The 17405-nt window shown below is 65.1% G+C and carries 15 protein-coding genes; 2 read left to right on the forward strand and 13 right to left on the reverse strand.

Annotated elements, in window-relative coordinates:
• Positions 1-46: 46 nt before the first annotated feature.
• From N805_RS13265 to N805_RS13275, 3 genes are all read right to left on the reverse strand, one after another.
• A complete protein-coding gene (locus N805_RS13265; RefSeq protein WP_028613439.1) occupies positions 47-1405 on the reverse strand; it encodes a DUF1329 domain-containing protein in 1359 nt (452 codons plus the stop codon).
• Positions 1406-1438: 33 nt separating this feature from the next.
• Positions 1439-3304 carry a DUF1302 domain-containing protein gene (locus N805_RS13270; RefSeq protein WP_028613438.1) on the reverse strand — a complete coding sequence of 622 codons (1866 nt, stop codon included), beginning with the start codon at positions 3302-3304 and terminating at the stop codon, positions 1439-1441.
• 82 nt (positions 3305-3386) lie between these two features.
• A complete protein-coding gene (locus N805_RS13275) occupies positions 3387-3953 on the reverse strand; it encodes an RBBP9/YdeN family alpha/beta hydrolase (RefSeq protein WP_028613437.1) in 567 nt (188 codons plus the stop codon).
• Positions 3954-4197: 244 nt separating this feature from the next.
• On the opposite strand from N805_RS13275, the gene N805_RS13280 reads away from it, so the two are divergent.
• Complete coding sequence (locus N805_RS13280; protein WP_028613436.1) at positions 4198-5253, forward strand: AraC family transcriptional regulator; 1056 nt, start codon at positions 4198-4200, stop codon at positions 5251-5253.
• A 17-nt stretch (positions 5254-5270) separates the two neighbouring features.
• On the opposite strand, the gene N805_RS13285 is transcribed toward N805_RS13280, so the two are convergent.
• The 10 genes from N805_RS13285 to N805_RS13330 all read right to left on the reverse strand — a co-directional run bounded on the left by N805_RS13285 (position 5271) and on the right by N805_RS13330 (position 14454).
• Complete coding sequence (locus tag N805_RS13285; protein WP_028613435.1) at positions 5271-6281, reverse strand: YeiH family protein; 1011 nt, start codon at positions 6279-6281, stop codon at positions 5271-5273.
• Positions 6278-6940, reverse strand: a complete 663-nt coding sequence (locus N805_RS13290; RefSeq protein WP_028613434.1) for a DsbA family oxidoreductase — start codon at positions 6938-6940, stop codon at positions 6278-6280. The genes N805_RS13285 and N805_RS13290 overlap by 4 nt, the downstream gene beginning before the upstream one ends.
• The gene (locus N805_RS13295; protein ID WP_028613433.1) at positions 6937-8271 is read right to left on the reverse strand and encodes an MFS transporter; all 1335 of its coding nucleotides are present in this window, start codon (positions 8269-8271) and stop codon (positions 6937-6939) included. The genes N805_RS13290 and N805_RS13295 overlap by 4 nt, the downstream gene beginning before the upstream one ends.
• Positions 8272-8368: 97 nt before the next feature.
• A complete protein-coding gene (locus N805_RS13300) occupies positions 8369-9217 on the reverse strand; it encodes a TauD/TfdA dioxygenase family protein (protein ID WP_028613432.1) in 849 nt (282 codons plus the stop codon).
• Between the two features lie 13 nt (positions 9218-9230).
• Positions 9231-10211 (reverse strand): quinone oxidoreductase family protein, encoded by a 981-nt coding sequence (locus tag N805_RS13305; RefSeq protein WP_028613431.1) that lies wholly within the window; start codon positions 10209-10211, stop codon positions 9231-9233.
• 159 nt (positions 10212-10370) lie between these two features.
• Entirely contained in the window at positions 10371-11129 is a 759-nt protein-coding gene (locus tag N805_RS13310) for an SDR family NAD(P)-dependent oxidoreductase (protein WP_028613430.1), read from the reverse strand.
• Positions 11126-12304, reverse strand: a complete 1179-nt coding sequence (locus N805_RS13315; protein ID WP_028613429.1) for an acyl-CoA dehydrogenase family protein — start codon at positions 12302-12304, stop codon at positions 11126-11128. Before N805_RS13315 ends, N805_RS13310 begins: the two co-directional genes overlap by 4 nt.
• A gap of 29 nt (positions 12305-12333) precedes the next feature.
• Positions 12334-13053, reverse strand: a complete 720-nt coding sequence (locus tag N805_RS13320; RefSeq protein ID WP_028613428.1) for a histidine phosphatase family protein — start codon at positions 13051-13053, stop codon at positions 12334-12336.
• Positions 13046-13408: a DUF6285 domain-containing protein gene (locus N805_RS13325; RefSeq protein WP_028613427.1), complete on the reverse strand. Its 363-nt coding sequence runs from the start codon at positions 13406-13408 to the stop codon at positions 13046-13048. Before N805_RS13325 ends, N805_RS13320 begins: the two co-directional genes overlap by 8 nt.
• Entirely contained in the window at positions 13405-14454 is a 1050-nt protein-coding gene (locus tag N805_RS13330; RefSeq protein ID WP_033742300.1) for a phosphotransferase family protein, read from the reverse strand. Before N805_RS13330 ends, N805_RS13325 begins: the two co-directional genes overlap by 4 nt.
• Positions 14455-14728: 274 nt before the next feature.
• On the opposite strand from N805_RS13330, the gene N805_RS31165 reads away from it, so the two are divergent.
• The gene (locus N805_RS31165) at positions 14729-17386 is read left to right on the forward strand and encodes a LuxR C-terminal-related transcriptional regulator (protein ID WP_028613425.1); all 2658 of its coding nucleotides are present in this window, start codon (positions 14729-14731) and stop codon (positions 17384-17386) included.
• Positions 17387-17405: the final 19 nt, after the last annotated feature.

The following is a 17405-nucleotide window of genomic DNA, read 5'->3' on the forward strand; positions in this document are numbered from 1 at the left end:
CCCGACGGCGGCCACTTCCGGGCCGCCGCCAGACGGATCGTCGGGGTCAGCGAATACCGGCGCCGGCCAGGGCTTCGGGCGACCACTGCGCCTTGGACAGAGGGGCGATGTACTCAATACCGCCGTGCGGGCCGATCAGGCCGTTGACGTTGTAGGTGCCACCAACCAGGTCGTAGACCACGTGCGGGTTGTTGTTGGGAATCTGCACGTCGTAGCTCTGGGTGAAGAAGCTGAACGAGCCGCGATACAGCTGGCCACGGGCGTCGTACTGGTCAGAAGCAAGCGCGAACCAGCTGTCCTCGTCGAGGTAGAAACGGCGCTTGGCATAGATGTGACGGGCATTGCCCTTGAGGGTGCCTTCCACTACCCACACACGGTGCTTCTCCCAGCGCACCTGGTCGGGCGAGAGGTGGTTCGGTGTGGTCAGGGATTTCGGGTCGTGGATGTAGGTGAGTTTGTAGGTATTGTACGGCACGTACATTTCTTTCTTGCCGAGCAGTTGCCAGTCGTATCGGTCCAGCGCACCGTTGAACACGTACACGTCGTCGAAGGTACCGGAGCCTGCGGTGCCTGGGTTTGGCGTGTCGTAGGCCAGGTTCGGCGCCAGCTTCACCCGGCGCTGCCCTGGCAGGTACTGCCAGGCGCGGCGCTCTTGCACCAGCGGGTTGGCGGCGTCCTTGAGCATCATCGACTCACCGGCGCGGCGTGCCGGGCCTTCGAAGTACAGCTTGGTCTGGAAGTAGATGTCCTTGGGCTCGATGACTTTGTTCAGGTCTTCGTAGATCGGGTAGGCGTTGTACGCCAGGCCCGTGGTGGCCAGGGCCGCGACGCCGGCGGAGTCGACGTTCCAGGAGTCATACTTGGCCTTCTGTGCCACGCCCTGGTAGCGCAGCAGGTGGTTCCACATGGCCTCGGCGCCCGACTGCGGGATCGGGAACGGCACGCCGGGCAGCACATTTTCGATGGCCATGCCGTCCTGCAGGGACTTGGCATTGGTGGCATTTTTCAGGGTGTTGTCGAGCAGCACCTTGGGCAACGCCGCGGTGCGGTGGCTCGGGTACACATCGATGTGGAAGCTCGGGAAGCGCTTGGCCAGCTCTACGGTGGTCGCGGTCAGCGAATCCTTGTACTGGTCGACGTTCTTGCCGTCGATCACCAGCAGCGGTTTCTCCGAGGCGAAGGGGTCCGGGCGCAGGGTATCGCCCTGCTTGAAGCCGGCAGGCGGGGTGTTCAGGCCACCTTGGTAGGCCGGGATCGCGCCGTCGGCACTGGCGGCCTTGTCGGCGCCGACCAGGGTCAGATCCTTGCCCAGCCGGGCGACGTCCTGGGCCGGGGCGGCCGCATGGGCATTACCGGCAATGACGACCGCAAGCGAGGCCGACAGCAGGCTATTGAGATACTTCATCGCGTTTCTCCGCTTGTTGTTGTATTAGGAGCTTCAGAAGGTGGTCTTGAACGAGGCCGTGACCATGCCGCGATCTTTGAGCAGCGGTGCAAGCCCAGCCTGCGAAGTGATCTGCCCGGGGATGCACTGGTAGCGCCCGTTGGTGCCCGGGGTGTTGTTGTCGGTGCCGGTTTCGCAGGTATCGAACTTGCCGAAGGAGTCGACGTACTTCAGGTCGAACTTGTACTTCTGGTAGACATCGGCGGCGATCCCGATCGAGAAGCTGCCAGAGTCTTCGTTGCCGCCCAATTGCACGGCCGAGTTGCCCTTGAGGCCGACGTTGTAGGACAGCGGCAGGGTGATATCGACCCCTGGCAGCGCCTGGAACCAGGTGGGGGTGAAGTTGACCGCCAGGGTGTAGGCATTGGTGGTGACCTTGTCGACGCCTTCGTAGCTGGCGTCGCCCTTGAAGGTCTGCTCGCCCTTGTCGACGCTGACCAGATGGGTCATGGCCCCTTCCACGGCCAGCGACGAAGCGTTCCACAACGGCGTAGCGCCGAACGACACCAGGCCGTTGAGTACCACATGCAAGGTCTTGCCGCGGGCCAGCCCGGTTTCACCGTGGCCGGGCACTTCGCCGATCAGGTTGGTGCCGCCGGCGGTGCCGGCCAGGGCACCGTACAGCGGCCCGTTGATCGTGGTGAAGTTGCTGATCAGCGGCATGTTTTCGCGGTAGTTGACGTCCAGCCCCACGCTCACCGGGCCGACGCTCTTGGCCAGGCTGATGCCGTAGATATCGATATCGTCGGCATAGGCCGTCATGTAGCTGGTGCCGTCCAGGCTGCCCGTGTGCAGGTTGGGGGCATTGATCAGCACCGCGGGGGTCGGGTCGGAGGTGTTGCGGTAGTAGAAGCCCAGGGTGCCGTCGAGCCATTCCGGGCTCCACTTGGCCATTACACCGAAGTCGCCGCTGTTGTGCGGGCGGATGTCATGCCCGCGGGGTGCGCCATAGAAGGCACCGGCACCGCCGACCGCGTTGGGCACCGGCAGCCAGAAAATGTCGGCACCGTCGCCAAGCATGTCGTAGGCGCCCATGTAGGTGCCCCCTTCAGGCAGGCGCGAGTTTTCGAATTCGAGAAAGTACTGGGCCGCCAGGGTCAACTCCGGGGTGATCGTGTAACTCAGCGACAGCTGCTTGCGCGGCAGGAACAGTTCCTTGGTTTCGGTACCGGGCACGTTGTACAGCTTGGCCAGGTCCAGTGCCGACTGGCCATAGTTGATGCCGTTGGCGGCGTTGAACAAGGTCTCGCCCCAGTACACCGAGTGCCAGCCGAGCTTGCCGCTGAGCATCGACTCGTCACCGATTTCGGTGCTGTAGAACACGAAGGCATCGAGGAATTCGCCAGACGGGCCGTTGTAGTACCGGTCGCTGTAATTGCTCAGGCCATGGCGCCTGGACGGGCCGCCCTGCAGCACAGTGCCGGCCGGCAGGCCACCGGCCGGGCGGGCCAGCACCAGGTTGCCGGCATTGCCCGCCTGGCCGGGAAACGGGTTGGAGTTGGAGCCCACGTCGTCATAAGCGTGGTCGTACCAGCTCGCAGCACTGACGCGCATACCCATGTTGCCCTGGTACACCACGTCCAGTTCGGTCAGCAGGTCGACGCGCTGGGTCACCGCGCTGCCGACGCTGAAGTTCTTGTCACCGTCGTTGAGGTTGGCGGTGCGGGCGACCTTGGCGTTCTGGCCCTCGACCCGCTGGCCGTAGCTGAGCTTGGCGGTGTTGTCGAAGCGCACGTTCCAGTCAGGGTCGGCCAGGTCAAGTTGAAATGCCTGGGCAGCCGGCGCGCCGGCGACCAGCACCAGCGTGGCCAACAGATTGCGGCGGTGGAGGCAGAAGAGAACGTTCTTATTGTTGTTCATGCGGTATCTCTGCTTGGGATGTGCAAGGTGCCAGCAACGATCGGGCGCCGGCCTGACCCTGAGTGCGCGTGCCCCGCGCGGTTTAGCGGTCGAGTTGCTGGATCAAGGCCTCGGCGTGTGGCCATGGGCCGAAGCCCGAGGCTGGGTTGAGGTGGCCAACGGCGCCGAGATCGACCAGCTCGCTGCCCCACTCGTCGGCCATGCGGGCGACGGCTTCGAAACTCGCCAGGTGGTCGTTGCTGCTGGCCGCGACCAGGCTCTGGAATGGCAGCCGGCCGCTTGGCAGGGGTGCCCAGCCGTTGGCGCGCAGGGTGTCGGGGGTGGGGTAATTGGCCGGCCAATCGGTATCCAGGTCCGGTGGCGCGGCCAGCAAGGCGCCCTTGATCGGGCGTTGGTAGCGGGCGGCCCAGTGCGCCACCATCAGCACACCGGCACTGTGCGCGACCAGGATCACCGGGCCGTCGATGCTGGCCAGTTCGCGCTCGATCGCTTCAACGCGCGCGCTGCAGCTGAGCTTGTCGGTTTCCAGCGGTGGTACCGAGCGAACCTTGCCCAGGCGCGCTTGCAGCAGGGTTTGCCAATGTTCGGGTACATGGTCGCGCAAGCCAGGCACGATCAGCACGGTTGCGGCGGTTTGCAGTTTTTCCACGTCAGGGCCCTTGCTCTGGTCAACTCGGTCGATTGCCGACTGCTTGAAGCCAGAGTAAAGAGTCGCCCTGCCAGCCGCTTTACATTGCGCGTCACGAACTTTTCAGTTGATGACACGGCTGCTGTGTCGCCCGACCCCGGGGACCGCCGCTCGGAAATGGCTTTGCATCTGACGACACAACCGCTATAAAAGACCACCCGCCAGCGCAGCGGAAGCTCTTCAAGATCACGTGGAAAACAATAAAATGACCGTGCTCGCCCGTGCTGCAACGCTCACCAATTACCTGGAAGTTTCACGCCATCTGGGCCTCAACGGCCATGGCCTGCTGGCTCAGGCCGGCCTCAGTGCATCGCTGCTGGAAACCCCCGATCAACGCATCCCGGTGGCCGCCGCCATCAGCGTGCTGGAGGAGTCGGCGCGGCTAAGCGGCTGCGAAGCCTTCGGCCTGCGCATGGCCGAACTGCGCCAGTTGTCGGATTTCGGCGAAGTCAGCCTGCTGATCAGCCATCAGCACTCGCTGCGCGACGCCCTGCAGGTGATCGTGCAGTACCGCCACCTGCTCAACAACGCACTGGCCATCCACATCGAGGAAATCGGCAAGACGGTGATCATCCGTCAGGAGGTCATCACCGACCAGCCGATGCATAGCCGCCAGGCCATCGAGCTGGCCATCGGCGTGATGCACCGCTTCTGCTCGGCGCTACTGGGCTCGCACTGGCACCCGATCAGCGCCAACTTCACCCACGCCGCCCCCGCTGACCTGGCCATCCACCGGCGCATCTTCGGCTGCAAGCTGGAGTTCAACACTGACTTCAACGGGATTGTCTGCTCGGCATCCGACCTGGACACCACCAACCCCCAGGCCAACGAAGGCATGGCGCGGCTGGCGCGGCGTTATGTGGGGTTGCTGCAGGATGAAAACCTGCCATCGCTTACGCTTGAAGTGCGCAAGGCGATCTTCCTGCTGATGCCCATGGGCCGCGCGACTATCGAACATATCGCACAGACCCAGGGCATGAACGTGCGCACCTTGCAGCGGCGTCTGGAAGAAGAAGGCGCGACCTTCAGCGAACTGGTCAATGGCGTACGCCGCGACCTGGTGGTGCGCTATCTGGAAAGCCCTGGCTATTCGCTGGGGCGCATCGCCGATATGCTCGGCTATTCCATGCACAGCTCGTTCACCCGCTGGTTCATCAGCCAGTTCGGCCAACCGCCAGCCACCTGGCGCGCGCAGCATGAGCCGCACACACAACCCAGGCGCCACCGCAGCGCCGCCCAGGCAACCCCCAGCGTACGCTGACGGCCCTGGGCTGCGGGTTACATGCCGACGTGCATCAGACCCAGCACCAGCAGCACCAGGAACACCGTTTCGCCCACCATCAGCAAAATCGGCTTGATGCCTACGGCGGCCAGCTCCTTGAGCTGGGTTTTCATGCCCAGGGCTGCGATCGACACCACCAGGCACCCACGCGACAGCTCGTTGATACTGCCCTGTACCACCTGCGGCACCCAGCCGGTGCTGTTGACGCACGCAAGGATCAGGAAACCGACCGCGAACCACGGCAGCAACGGCGGACGCTTGCCGGTACTGTCGATGCCCTGGCGACGGGCAATCATGGCCGCGACGACAATCACTGGCACCAGCATGGCCACGCGCATGAGCTTGACCACCGTGGCGGTGTCGCCGGTTTCGGTGGACATGCTGTAGCCCGCGCCCACCACCTGCGCCACATCATGGATGGTGGCGCCAAGGAACACACCGGCGGCTTGCGGCGACAGGCCCAGGGCATTGGCGATCATCGGGTAGAGGATCATCGCCAGGGTAGACAGCGCCGACACGCCGATCACGGTGAACAGTGTGGCGCGTTCCTTCTGCGGGTGGGCGGGCAATGCAGCAGCCAGCGCCAGCGCCGCCGAAGCACCGCAGATCGCCGTGGCGCCCCCAGTGAGCATGCCGAACAAGCGCTGAAAGCCCATGGCCTTGGCCGCCACCATCGACACGCCGATGGTCACCACCACCAGGATCACCACCAGCGCCACCGCCTTCCAGCCAAGGCCAGCCATCTGCTCCAGGGTGATGCGCATGCCCAGCAGCGCGACCCCCAGGCGCAGCACGCTGCGCGCGGTAAACTCGATGCCGGCGTTGCACTTGCCGTCCGCGCTCAGAAAGTTCAGTGCCAGCCCCAGCAACAGGGCGAACAGCATCACCGGCGCGCCGTAGTGTTCGGCCAGGAAGCTCGCCGCACCCGCAGCGATCAAGCTGACGATCAGGCCCGGCGCCAGGTCGCGCACCCGGTTGTTGACCTGGGCAAACACCAGCGTGCTCATGCCTCCCTCTCCGCCAGGCCCGACACCGCCAGATGCATGGCCTCCAGCAAGGCCTCGGCCGGCTGGGCGCCAACCACTTGCAGCCGGTCATCGAAAACGAAGCACGGCACGCCGCGGCCGGCGATGTCAGCGCTGGCACTGACGAACGGCAGGCCATCGCCACGCAAGCTGCCGGCCAGGGCCTCTGGGGCAAAGCCGCACTGCTCGGCGATGCGCAACAGCGTAGCGCGGTCGCCCAGGTCTTCACCCTGCTTGAAATACGCAGCCAGTAACCGCTCCAGCAGTGCTTCTACCTGTGCTTCACTGCCCAGCTCACTGGCGTGAAGCAACAGGCGATGGGCGTCGGCGGTATTGGGCATGCGCTCGATGCGGCTGAATTCGATCTGCTCGCCGACGGCGCTGGCCGCTTCGCGCACCTGGGCCTGACGTTGCCGCACCGCCTGATCGCTGCCCAGGCGTCGCCGGTAGAACTCGGCGAACGGCTGGCCGTCGAATGGCAGCTCAGGCAACAGTTGCACGCCCTGCCAGGCCAGGTTGACCTCGACCTCTGGCTGCGCTGCCTTGAACTGCACCAGGGCGGCTTGAAATTGCCGGCGGCCTACCAGGCACCACGGGCAGATAAAATCGAAGTACACATCAATCGACAACGAACGCTTCACGAACGGGCCTCCAGTTCTGGCTGGACAGGTGCCTGGGCGGTTTCACCGAGCTGAAGGCGTGCCATGTCCAAGTGATAGTGACGCTTGGCATAAATGAACACCGCTGCAGCGCCGATGCTGATCAACGGCACTAGCTGGAATGCCGACTGCAAGCCGATCAGGTCAGACACCTTGCCCGTGATCAGTGGGCCGGTGGCCAACCCGAGCAGGTTGTTGCACAAGGTCAGCGTGGCAAACGCGGTGCCGTGCACCGTGTAGTGAGTGAGGTTGGCGACCATGGCGCTGGACGGGCCATTGGTGCCGGCGGCGATCATCATGCCCAGGCAAATCAGCACCAGTTGCGGCATGCCCGGCGGCAAGGCAAAGGCCACTGACAGCAGCACACAGCTGCCCAGGCAGTAGGCGATGGCAAGGCTGATCTTGTGGTCCGGGCGCTTGCGCCCCATGCGGTCGCAAAGCATGCCGCACAGCACGATGCCCACCCCGCTGCACAGCACGATAATCGCAGCCACGGCGCCGGCGCGGTCGGTGCTCATGGCGTAGTAGCGGTTCAGGTAGCTGGGGAACCACACGATCACCGTGCCACCGACGAACAACTGCAAACCGCTGCCGACATAGGCGCTGATGACCGAGCGGCTTGAATACAGAGTACGCAGTGGCCGCATTGCCTTGAGCGCAGCCTTGTCGGGCCTTGCCGTCAGGCCTTTGGGGGCAATGCGCGCCTCGCGCACGATGAGCGGATACAGCAGCGCCAGCGCCAGGCCGAAGAACGCCATGCCGGCGAACGCCCAGCGCCAACCCAGGTGCTGGGCCATCACACCTCCCAGGCCCATGCCCAGTACCGAACCGAACATGCCACCGGCCATGAACGAGCCGGCCAGGGTGGCTCGCATCTCACGCGGGAACACCGCCACCACCACGGCAATACCGACGCTGCCGTAGGCCGCCTCGCCGACACCAACCAGAAAGCGTGCGATGAACATCTGCTGGTAGTTTTCCGCCAGGGCGCAACCCAAGGTAGCCAGGCTCCACATCACGGCCATGAAGGTCAGGCTCTTGATCCGGCCAATGCGGTCGGCCAGCAACGACAGGGGGAAGGTCAGCAAACCGACCATCAGTGCGACGATGCCGCTGAGCAGCCCGAGCTGGCTGTCGCTGAGCTGCCATTCCTGCTTGAGCAGCGGGAATACGGCGTTGAGCACTTGCCGCGACATGTAGTCGGAAATCAGCAGGCCGAAGGTCAGGGCGAAAACGATCCAGGCGTAGCGCCGTGGAATGCCGAGCGAAGTATCAGTGCCTGGTTCTGCCGCACTGGCGTGATAGGTGGCCATGCTGCCTCCTCGGATATCTGAGTTTTTTTGTTGTTATTGCTTACAGGCTATCGCGTAGCGATTGGGGCCGCATTGCGGCCCCAACGTGTCTGGCGGGTCAGAAAGTCGCATCCCCCATGATCCCGGCGCGTTCCATCTTGCGGTGGCAGGCTGGGTAATCCATGACGGCGTAATGCTGGGTACTGCGGTTGTCCCAGATGGCAATGCTGTTGGGCTTCCAGCGCCAGCGCACCTGGTGCTCGGGGATGTAGGCCTGGCTGATCAGGTAGCGCAGCAATTCGCCCGCGCCGGGGTTGGCATCCTGGCCGAAACGCACCCGCTCGGGGGTGTGATAGTTGCTGAAATGGGTGGCGAAGGCATTGACGAACAGCACCTTCTCGCCGGTCTCCGGGTGAGTACGCACCACCGGGTGCTCGGCATCCGGGAAACGCGCCTTTAGTGCCAGGCGTTTTTCGATCGGCATGGCCGCGCCAAACGTGGCCTCGATGCTATGTCGCGCCCGCAGCCCTTCGATACGCGTCTTGATCTCGGTCGGCAGGTTGGCGTACGCCAGCACCATGTTGGTCCACAGGGTGTCGCCACCCACCATAGGGCTTTCCACGCAGCGCAGTACGCAACCCATCGGCGGCTTTTCACGCCAGGTGGCGTCGGTGTGCCAAGCGTTTTCATAGCGGTCAACCGGCGTTTCCGGCGACTTGTAGATCTGCACCAGGCCCGGGTGGTCCGGGTCGCTGCCGACCACGGGGTGGTCCTCCAGCTCGCCGAAGCGGCGGGCGAACGCCACGTGCTCGGCGCGGCTGATGTCCTGGTCGCGCAGGAACAGCACCCGGTGCTTGAGCAACTGGGCACGCACCTCGGCAAACAGGCCGTCATCATGAATCGCATCGGCCAGCCTGACGCCAAGCAGTTCGGCACCGATGGCGCAGGTCAATTGTTCGACTTGCATGGCAGTGCCCTCCTCAGATGACGAAGATCGACGAGCCGGTGGTCTTGCGCGACTCCAGATCACGATGCGCCTGAACTGCGTCCTGCAAGGCGTAGTGCTGGTTGATTTCGATCTTGATACGGCCGCTACCCACATGGCCGAACAGCTCGCCTGCCAGGGCGGCTTTCTCGGCCGGGTCGGCGATGTAATCAGCCAGCGCCGGGCGGGTCAGGAACAGCGAGCCCTTCATCGCAAGAATCTGCGGGTCGAACGGTTCGATGGTGCCGGATGCGGTGCCCACGCAGACCATCAGGCCACGGCGCTTGAGCGAGTCCAGCGAGCCCATGAAGGTAGTGCGCCCGACGCTGTCGAACACCACGTTGACGCCGACCCCATCGGTCAGCTCGCGCACACACTTGGCCACGTCTTCGTGGCTGTAGTTGATGGTGTGGTCGCAACCATGGGCACGCGCCACTTCGGCCTTGGCTTCGGTGGAGACGGTGCCGATCACGGTCAGACCCAGCAGCTTGGCCCACTGCGAGACGATCAACCCGACACCACCCGCAGCGGCGTGCAGCAGAATGCTGTCCCCTGGTTTGAAGTCGTACAGGCGCCGCATCAGGTACGAGGCCGTGAGGCCGCGCATGGTCATGGCCGCGGCCGTTTCGAACGCGATGGTTTCCGGCAGCTTGATCAACGGCGCGGCAGGGATCAGGCGCTCGGTGCTGTAGGCGCCGAGGGTATTCATGAAGCCGGTGTAGGTCACCCGGTCGCCAACCGCTACGTGGCTGACGCCCTCGCCCACCGCCTGGACCACACCGGCCGCTTCCACGCCCATGCCGTTGGCCAGGGGAATCGGGTAGGTGCCATTGCGAAAATAAGTGTCGGCGTAGTTCAGGCCAACCGCCACGTGGCGCAAGCGCACCTGCCCAGGGCCTGGTTCGCCGACTTCGACGTCTTCGTAGCGCAGGACCTCAGGCCCTCCGGTTTCGTAGAAACGTACCGCTTTGGCCATGCCAATCTCCCTTCTTGTAGTTTTTTGTTGAACAGCAAACTTCGTCTTGAAGGGCAATTTAGGCCGTTGCGCAATACGCCGCTTATCATCGGACGACAACGGTTTTTCAGTTCATGACAGCGCCCGCGGTTTCGCCACCGGGGCACTGCGGACAATGGTTCAGAAGGCCGAGATACCCCCGTCCACGGCAATCGCCTGGCCGGTCATGTAGCTGTTTTCACGGGCACATAGCATCAGCATCACCGCGACGATTTCTTCGGGAGTGCCCAGGCGCTTCATCGGCGAGCCCTGAGCGAGAAACGCCTGCCGCTCACCCACATCGCTCTCGGTAACCATGGGCGTGGCACTGTAGAACGGGCACAGCGCATTGACGCGGATGCCTCGGCGGGCGTATTCGACCGCCGCAGTTCGGGTCAGCCCGACCACCGCATGCTTGGCTGCGGCATAGGCGGCCAGCTTGGGCGCGCCGCCGAGCCCGGCCATGGAGGCGATGTTGAGGATCACCCCGCCGCCTTGCGGCAGCATCTGGCGGATTTGCTGCTGCATACAGAAGAACACGCCCTTGGTGTTGACCGCGTGGCTGCGGTCCAGCTCTTCTTCGGTGGTGTCGACGAAATGCTTCATCGGCGTAAGGATCCCGGCGTTGTTCACCCCCACATCGAGGCGACCGAAGGTGGCGATTGCCGCGTCCACCAGCGCCTTGACCTGCACCTCACGGGTCACGTCGCAAGGCACCGCCAGCACCGTGATACCGGCCTCGCGCAATGCGCCGGCCACCCGCTCCAGCCCCCTCACGTCGCGGTCGCCGAGTACCAGCCGGGCACCCAGGCCGCCCAGGTGCTCGGCCAACAACGCACCAAAACCACTGGCGGCGCCGGTGATCATCACCACCTGGTCGCGGTAGCTGTTCAGGTTCATCCGGCCACTCCCGGCGCTGTGCGGGCAAGGATCTTCTTCGCCAGGCTCATGCGGTGCACTTCGTTCGGGCCGTCATAGATGCGGAAACTGCGCGCATCGCGGAAAATCCGCTCGACGATCGACTCGCCGGTAACGCCCTGCCCGCCGAGCACCTGCACACAACGGTCGATCACCCGCCAGATGGCCTCGGAGCTGAGCACCTTGGCCATGCTCGACTCGAAATTGCCGCGCTCGCCCTGGTCCAGTACCCAGGCGCAGTGCCAGATCGACAGGCGCGTGGTGTGCAGGTCCATTTGGTTGTCGGCGAGCATGAAGCCCACGCCCTGATGCTCGCCCAGCGGCTTACCGAACGACACCCGGTGGCTGGCATAGCGGCAGGCTTCGTCATGGGCACGACGGGCCTGGCCGAGCCAGCGCATGCAATGGGTCAGGCGCGCCGGGGCCAGGCGCACCTGGGCGTAACGGAAACCTTTGCCCACTTCGCCCAGCACATCGCCGGCGGGAATGCGCAGGTTGTCGAAGCGCAGCACCGCGTGGCCGCCGGCGAAGCAACTGTCGAGCGAGTCCATCATGCGCTCGAGGATGAAACCGGGGCGGTCGGTGTCGGTGAGGAACATGGTCGCGCTGCCGTCTTCCATGCGCGCCATGATGATTGCCACTTGCGCGCCTTCGGCACCGGTGATGAACCACTTCTGGCCGTTGATGATGTAGTCGTCGCCGTCGCGTACGGCCTGGGTGGTGAGCATCGACGGATCGGAGCCGGCGCCCGGGCTTGGCTCGGTCATGGCGAAGCACGAGCGGATCCGGCCCTGCACCAGCGGCTTGAGCCAGCGGTCTTTTTGCGCAGGCGTTGCCACCTGTTCCATCAGGTGTATGTTGCCTTCGTCGGGGGCATGGATGTTCAGGGCCACCGGCCCAAGCGGCGAATAGCCGGCCTCTTCGAAGATGATCGCCTTCTCGATGTGGCTCAGGCCCAGCCCGCCCATCTCACGCGAGGCATGCGGAGTCAGCAGGCCGTGTTCACGGGCGCGCTCGATCAGCACCTGGCGCAGCTCGGGCGACGGACCGTGGGGTGTCTGGCGCGGGTCGCGCTCCAGGGGGATGACGACGTCAGCGACGAACTGCCGTACTTTGGCTTGCAGGGCAGTCAACTCGGCAGACAGGGCGAAATGCATGGCGGTATTCCTTAGCAGGGTCATCAGGGTCAGGCGAGCAGGCGACGCGGGTCGATGGAGGCGTGCACCTGCTCCATGACGGTTTGGTCGATCGTTGCCTTGCCGGGGTCGTAGGCTGAGTAGTTGAGGGTGCGGATGTAGGCACGCAGCACCTGCGAGCCGGCCATGTCGATATCGACGATATTCAAGCAGGCCGGGTCCTGCTCGAAGGCGGCCAAAGCGTCGAGGCCGGCGCCGCAGGCCCAGGCCAGGAGGATGCGGTTGACAGCATCATGGGTGACCAGCAGCAGCGCGCTCCAGTCAGGCGATTCCAGCAACTGCTGGAAGCTGCCCAGCACGCGTTGCTGGAATGCAACCCACGGCTCACCGCGCAAGAAGGCTGCGTCGGCGCGATCAGCGAGCTGGTAGGCCTGGGCCACTTCGCGGTGCAGGCATTCGCGGGGGATTTCCCTCAATCGGCCGGCACGGATTTCGCGAAACCCCGCGTGCTCTTCCACAGGCTGGACGCGGCCGTCCAGGAGCTGGTCGAGTGTTTGCCGGGTGCGCGGGTAGTCCGAGCACACGGCGCGGTCGAAGGGTGTCTGCGCCAGCACCTGGCCCAGCGCCTGGGCCTGGGCTACGCCCTTGGGCGACAACGGCACGCTGCGCGGGTCGAGGGGCCGGCCGCTGGCATCGAAATAGTCAACATGGCCATGGCGCACCAGGTAGCAACGACGGCGGCGCACGGGCTGGGCAGGCTGTTCAGTCATGGATCAGTGCCTTGGGGTTGCTGATGCTCAGTTGTGCGCGGTTGATGGCACGCAGTGCCGCCAGCAGGCGTGCACGGGGCTCACCGGCATGGTCGTAGGCCCCCTGGCGAATGCGCTGGGCGAGCTCGCTGCGGGCTTGCTCGGGCGAGGCCTGGTCTTGTAGCAGCCCGGCCATGGCCTGGCGTTCGATGTCGGCACAGGCCACCCCCTGGGCAGCCTCGCGGCTGGCGATCAGCAGAGCGCTGGCCACCATCCGCGCCTCGTAGTGCACGTGCGCCGGCAATGCGGGCAGCAACTGCTTGAGCACGGCCTCACGCGCCGTCAGCAGCAAGTCCTGGGCATCGGACTGGTTCATGCGCGGCCTCCTTGGGTGAGCAACAGCAGTTCCTGTTCGAGTTCACTGACCATGCGCCCGGTCAACGCCAGCTCCAGCGAGCGCTGCTGCCCTGAGGCATGACGTTCGGCCTGCTGCAGGGCGATCACCGCCCAGCGCAGGTGGGCCATGACCTGCCAGAAACGCAGCGTTTCGCGGTCCAGGTCGAGTGGCGAGACGCTGCGGTAGCCGGCGAGCAGGTCGTCCAGGCGGCCGACGCCGCCCGCCTCCAGATCCGGCCGGGCGAAGCGCCAGCAGCGTGCGGTGAACCAGCCCAGGTCTTCGCGGGGGTCGCCCCAGCCAGCAAACTCCCAGTCCAGCACGCCGCTCAGATCACTGCCCTCAACCATGTAGTTGCCGGTGCGGTAGTCGCGGTGAATGAGGCACGCCGGCATGGGCACGGGCTTGTTCAGCTCGCACCAGCGCAAGCCCCATTCGATGATCGGGTGGCTACCGGGCAAGGCGTCCAGGAATGCACGGTACTGATTGATGCTGGCCTGCACCGCATCGGCCACCGGCGCGGGCAGAAACCCCAGGGAAGCCTGTGGAGGGCGCAGCTGATGCAGGCGCGCAAGGTTGGCCCCCAACGCCCGGCACAGCGCCGGATTGCCCTGGGTCGCATGCTGCGCGCTGGTCAAGCGATGGCCGCCGGCGTTGCCGGCCAGCGCCTGCATGATGAAGAAATCGCGCCCGATCACCTGCGGCGACTGGCACAGCCACAACGGCTCGGGCACCTTCACGCCCACCTGGTGAACGGCGCAGAGCACGGCGAACTCCTGCTCGCGGGTCATGCTGGCGGCCACGGCGGAGGCCGCGTCGGTACGCAATACCCAACGCTGCGGCACACCGGCTACCTGGGCCTTGAGCAGCCAGTTCTCCTGGATGGCGCCGCCTGACAAGCGCTCGCTGTGGGTGATGCGCACCGGCTGGCCGTGCAGGCGCTCCTGTAGATAGGCAGACAGCACCTCATGGGCGTCTGATACGTCGATGCGAGCACTGGATTGCTGCGCGAAATGGCTGCTTGGCATGGTCGGTCCAACTCACTGTTCACGAGTGCCGTGGCTCTAAGCAAGATGGTTGCCAGCTTCCTCTGATTTAAAAATTCGCTTAATAATCAATGAGTTGAATCTAATCTCCCGGCGTACTCCACGCGATTCAAATCAAACTTGAACAGCGCCATCGCACAGCTGAAACCGCCGTTCAATTCTGCACAGCAAGCCACTGCCCTCCCCCGCAGAATTTCCCCGCGCCGGGCGTGCGCTCGGCTAGGATGTCTGGCCAAACCGATGGAACCTGCTAGCCATGCATCTTCCCGCGCTCAAACCGAACCAGCTGCGCCCGCCCGCCGAGCCGACCAAAGGGGTGGTTCGAGCGCGGCTGCTCGAGCAACTGGTCAACGCCCTGGACAACGGCAGCGTCGTGCTACTGCAAGCACCGCTGGGCTATGGCAAGAGCACGCTACTCAGCCAGTTAACCCGCAGCCTGGCGGGAGCCTGGGCATGGCTGCGTGTGACCCGTGCCGAGAACCAGCCACTGGCCCTGCTGCTGCACCTGCACGCGGCGCTGCAACTGCCTGCGCAGCAACGCGACACACCCCAGGCCGAGCACCTGTGGAGCCTGATCCTGGCCGACCTGGAAGCCCGCCAGGCGCCGCTGACGCTGCTGCTCGACGACCTGCACCTGCTCAACGCCGCGCCCGCCTGGCAGTACCTGGACACGCTGTTGCACTACCCGCCGCCCGCGCTGCGCCTGGTCGCCGCCAGCGAAGGCCCGCCCCAGCTGCCGCTGGCCCACTTGCGCCGCGATGGCCGGCTGACTGTGCTGGGCGCCCGGGACCTGGCCCTGGACAGTGATGAAACGCGCCAGTTGGCACAGGCCCGCGACGTCAACCTGGGCAGCGATGCGCTGTACCAGTTGCGCGCCGGTAGCGAAGGCTGGCCCAGTGGTGTGCTGTTCTGGCTCGAGGCCTACCGCCAGGCGCTGTACAGCACCGGCCAGGCGCCCGCTGACCTGCGCCCGATCACCCGCCAGGCCTATGCCCACGCCCGGCAGTTTCTCGAAGAAGAACGCCTGCAGCGCTTGCCCGTGCCGTTGCGCACATTTCTCGAACACACCGCCGTGGCCCAGGTGTTCGATGCAGCCCTTGCCAGCGAACTGGCCGCCAGTGCCGATGTGCCCGCCGCACTGCGCCAGTTGCAGCGCCTGGACCTGATCATCGAAGTCCCCCAAGGCAGTCACGCCGAATACCGCTACCACCCGGCCCTGCGCAACAGCCTCTACAACCGCCTGGAACAGCGCGATCCCCAGCGCCTGCGGCAACTGCATCGCCAGGCTGCCAACTGGCTGCTGGCCCAGCGCCGTTACACCGAGGCGATCTACCAGTTCGGCCGCGCCCGCGACCTGGACGCCGTGCTCAACATCGTCGATCGGCACGCTTTCGAGCTGCTGCGCGAGGGCAAGGTCAACACCCTGGTCGACGTGCTCGACGAGGTCGCCGGGCACGCCGGCAACGACAGCTTCACCTTGGCAATGACCGAAGCTTCCACGGTGATGGTCACCAACGATATCGCCCAGGCCTGCCAGTGCCTGCACCAGCTCTATGCCCTGCAGCGCCGCCAGGCAGTGCCGCGGCACCCCGAGCGGGTACAGCAGACGGTGATGTTTCTGCGCAGCCGCCTGGCCTACCTGGGGGGCAATCTGGGGCACGCGCTGGCCCTCGCGGCGCGAGCACTGCAGCAGTTTCCCCAGCACAACGCGGCGCGCTCGGTGCTGTACTTCGACCGCGCCAACTGCCTGGCCGCGCTCGGCCAACTGGAGCAGGCCCACACCGAAGGCAGCCGCGCCCTGCGCGAGCTGCAGGGCTTTGGCCTTAGCGGCTACACCAACCTGCTGCAACTGTTGCTGGCGCAGATCGAACTGGCCCAGGGCGCCAACGATGCTGCGTGGGCGCGCCTGCAAGGCATGGCCGAGCTGCCTGCCGCCGGCAGTTCGGGGCGCTTCTATGAACTGTTCCGCCACCTTGGCAAAGGCTTGGCACTGTTGCAGGCCAACCGCCTGGCCCAGGCACGCCACGCCCTGGCCCAGGCCGAAGTGCTGGCACTGGGCTTCCCTCACAGCGCTGCCCTGCCCTGGGTGTTCCACTACCAGGCATGCCTGCACTGGGCGCTGGGCGAGACCGGCCAGGCCAAGGCACGCTGGGCAGAGGTACGCCGGCTGGCCCGACAGAACCGTTTGCTCACGCTCTACCGGCAGGCCGGCGCCTGGCTTGCGCGCCTGGCCTTGCGCGACAATGACCAGGACTACCTGCCCGACTGGCTCGACCAATGGCATTGGTGCCGGCGCCAGTATGGCGAGCAACTGTTGCCCGAAGAGTGGCTCGCCTATGCCTGGGTGCAGCGCCACCTCGGCCAACGCGACAAAGCGTGGCAGATCCAGCAGAGCTTGCAGGCCCAGGCACAGGCGCAAGGCAACCGCCGCCTGCTGCTCGACGCACTGCTGCTCGACGCGGCCCTGCAACAGGACCTTGGTGCCCGCGACGATGCCCTGCTCAGCCTCGAACAAGCGCTGCAACTGGCCTGCACCTGCGGCTTCGGGCAACTGTTGCAGTATGAGGGTGATGCCTGCCTGGAGCCCCTGCGGCAACTGCTGCTGCCCCAGGTGCGCGAGCGCTTGGGCCTGAAAGCCCCAGCGCCCTCGCGCGAGCACCTGAATGCCCTGTTCCGGCCATTGCTGGCGAACAAGGAAAACGCAGAAAACGCACTGATTGTTCCGCTCTCGCGCCGTGAGCTGGAAGTGTTGCAGCGCATGGCCCGCGGGCAGAGCAACGGGCAGATCGCCGAGGCGATGTTCATCAGCCTGAGCACGGTCAAGACCCACATCAACAACCTGTTCCGCAAGCTCGACGTGGCCGACCGCGACAGCGCCCTGTGTTCGGCGCGCGATCTGCAACTGCTGGGCTGACCTCCACCTGACCCTCGCC

It is taken from the genome of Pseudomonas putida S13.1.2 (genome assembly GCF_000498395.2).
GTDB lineage: Bacteria > Pseudomonadota > Gammaproteobacteria > Pseudomonadales > Pseudomonadaceae > Aquipseudomonas > Aquipseudomonas putida_Q.

Bases quoted from the DNA above. Each gene is read 5' to 3' on its own strand.
- N805_RS13265 (WP_028613439.1), bottom strand. From the start codon at position 1,405: ATGAAGTATCTCAATAGCCTGCTGTCGGCCTCGCTTGCGGTCGTCATT.
- N805_RS13270 (WP_028613438.1), bottom strand. From the start codon at position 3,304: ATGAACAACAATAAGAACGTTCTCTTCTGCCTCCACCGCCGCAATCTG.
- N805_RS13280 (WP_028613436.1), top strand. From the start codon at position 4,198: ATGACCGTGCTCGCCCGTGCTGCAACGCTCACCAATTACCTGGAAGTT.
- N805_RS13285 (WP_028613435.1), bottom strand. From the start codon at position 6,281: ATGAGCACGCTGGTGTTTGCCCAGGTCAACAACCGGGTGCGCGACCTG.
- N805_RS13295 (WP_028613433.1), bottom strand. From the start codon at position 8,271: ATGGCCACCTATCACGCCAGTGCGGCAGAACCAGGCACTGATACTTCG.
- N805_RS13300 (WP_028613432.1), bottom strand. From the start codon at position 9,217: ATGCAAGTCGAACAATTGACCTGCGCCATCGGTGCCGAACTGCTTGGC.
- N805_RS13305 (WP_028613431.1), bottom strand. From the start codon at position 10,211: ATGGCCAAAGCGGTACGTTTCTACGAAACCGGAGGGCCTGAGGTCCTG.
- N805_RS13310 (WP_028613430.1), bottom strand. From the start codon at position 11,129: ATGAACCTGAACAGCTACCGCGACCAGGTGGTGATGATCACCGGCGCC.
- N805_RS13315 (WP_028613429.1), bottom strand. From the start codon at position 12,304: ATGCATTTCGCCCTGTCTGCCGAGTTGACTGCCCTGCAAGCCAAAGTA.
- N805_RS13320 (WP_028613428.1), bottom strand. From the start codon at position 13,053: ATGACTGAACAGCCTGCCCAGCCCGTGCGCCGCCGTCGTTGCTACCTG.
- N805_RS13325 (WP_028613427.1), bottom strand. From the start codon at position 13,408: ATGAACCAGTCCGATGCCCAGGACTTGCTGCTGACGGCGCGTGAGGCC.
- N805_RS13330 (WP_033742300.1), bottom strand. From the start codon at position 14,454: ATGCCAAGCAGCCATTTCGCGCAGCAATCCAGTGCTCGCATCGACGTA.
- N805_RS31165 (WP_028613425.1), top strand. From the start codon at position 14,729: ATGCATCTTCCCGCGCTCAAACCGAACCAGCTGCGCCCGCCCGCCGAG.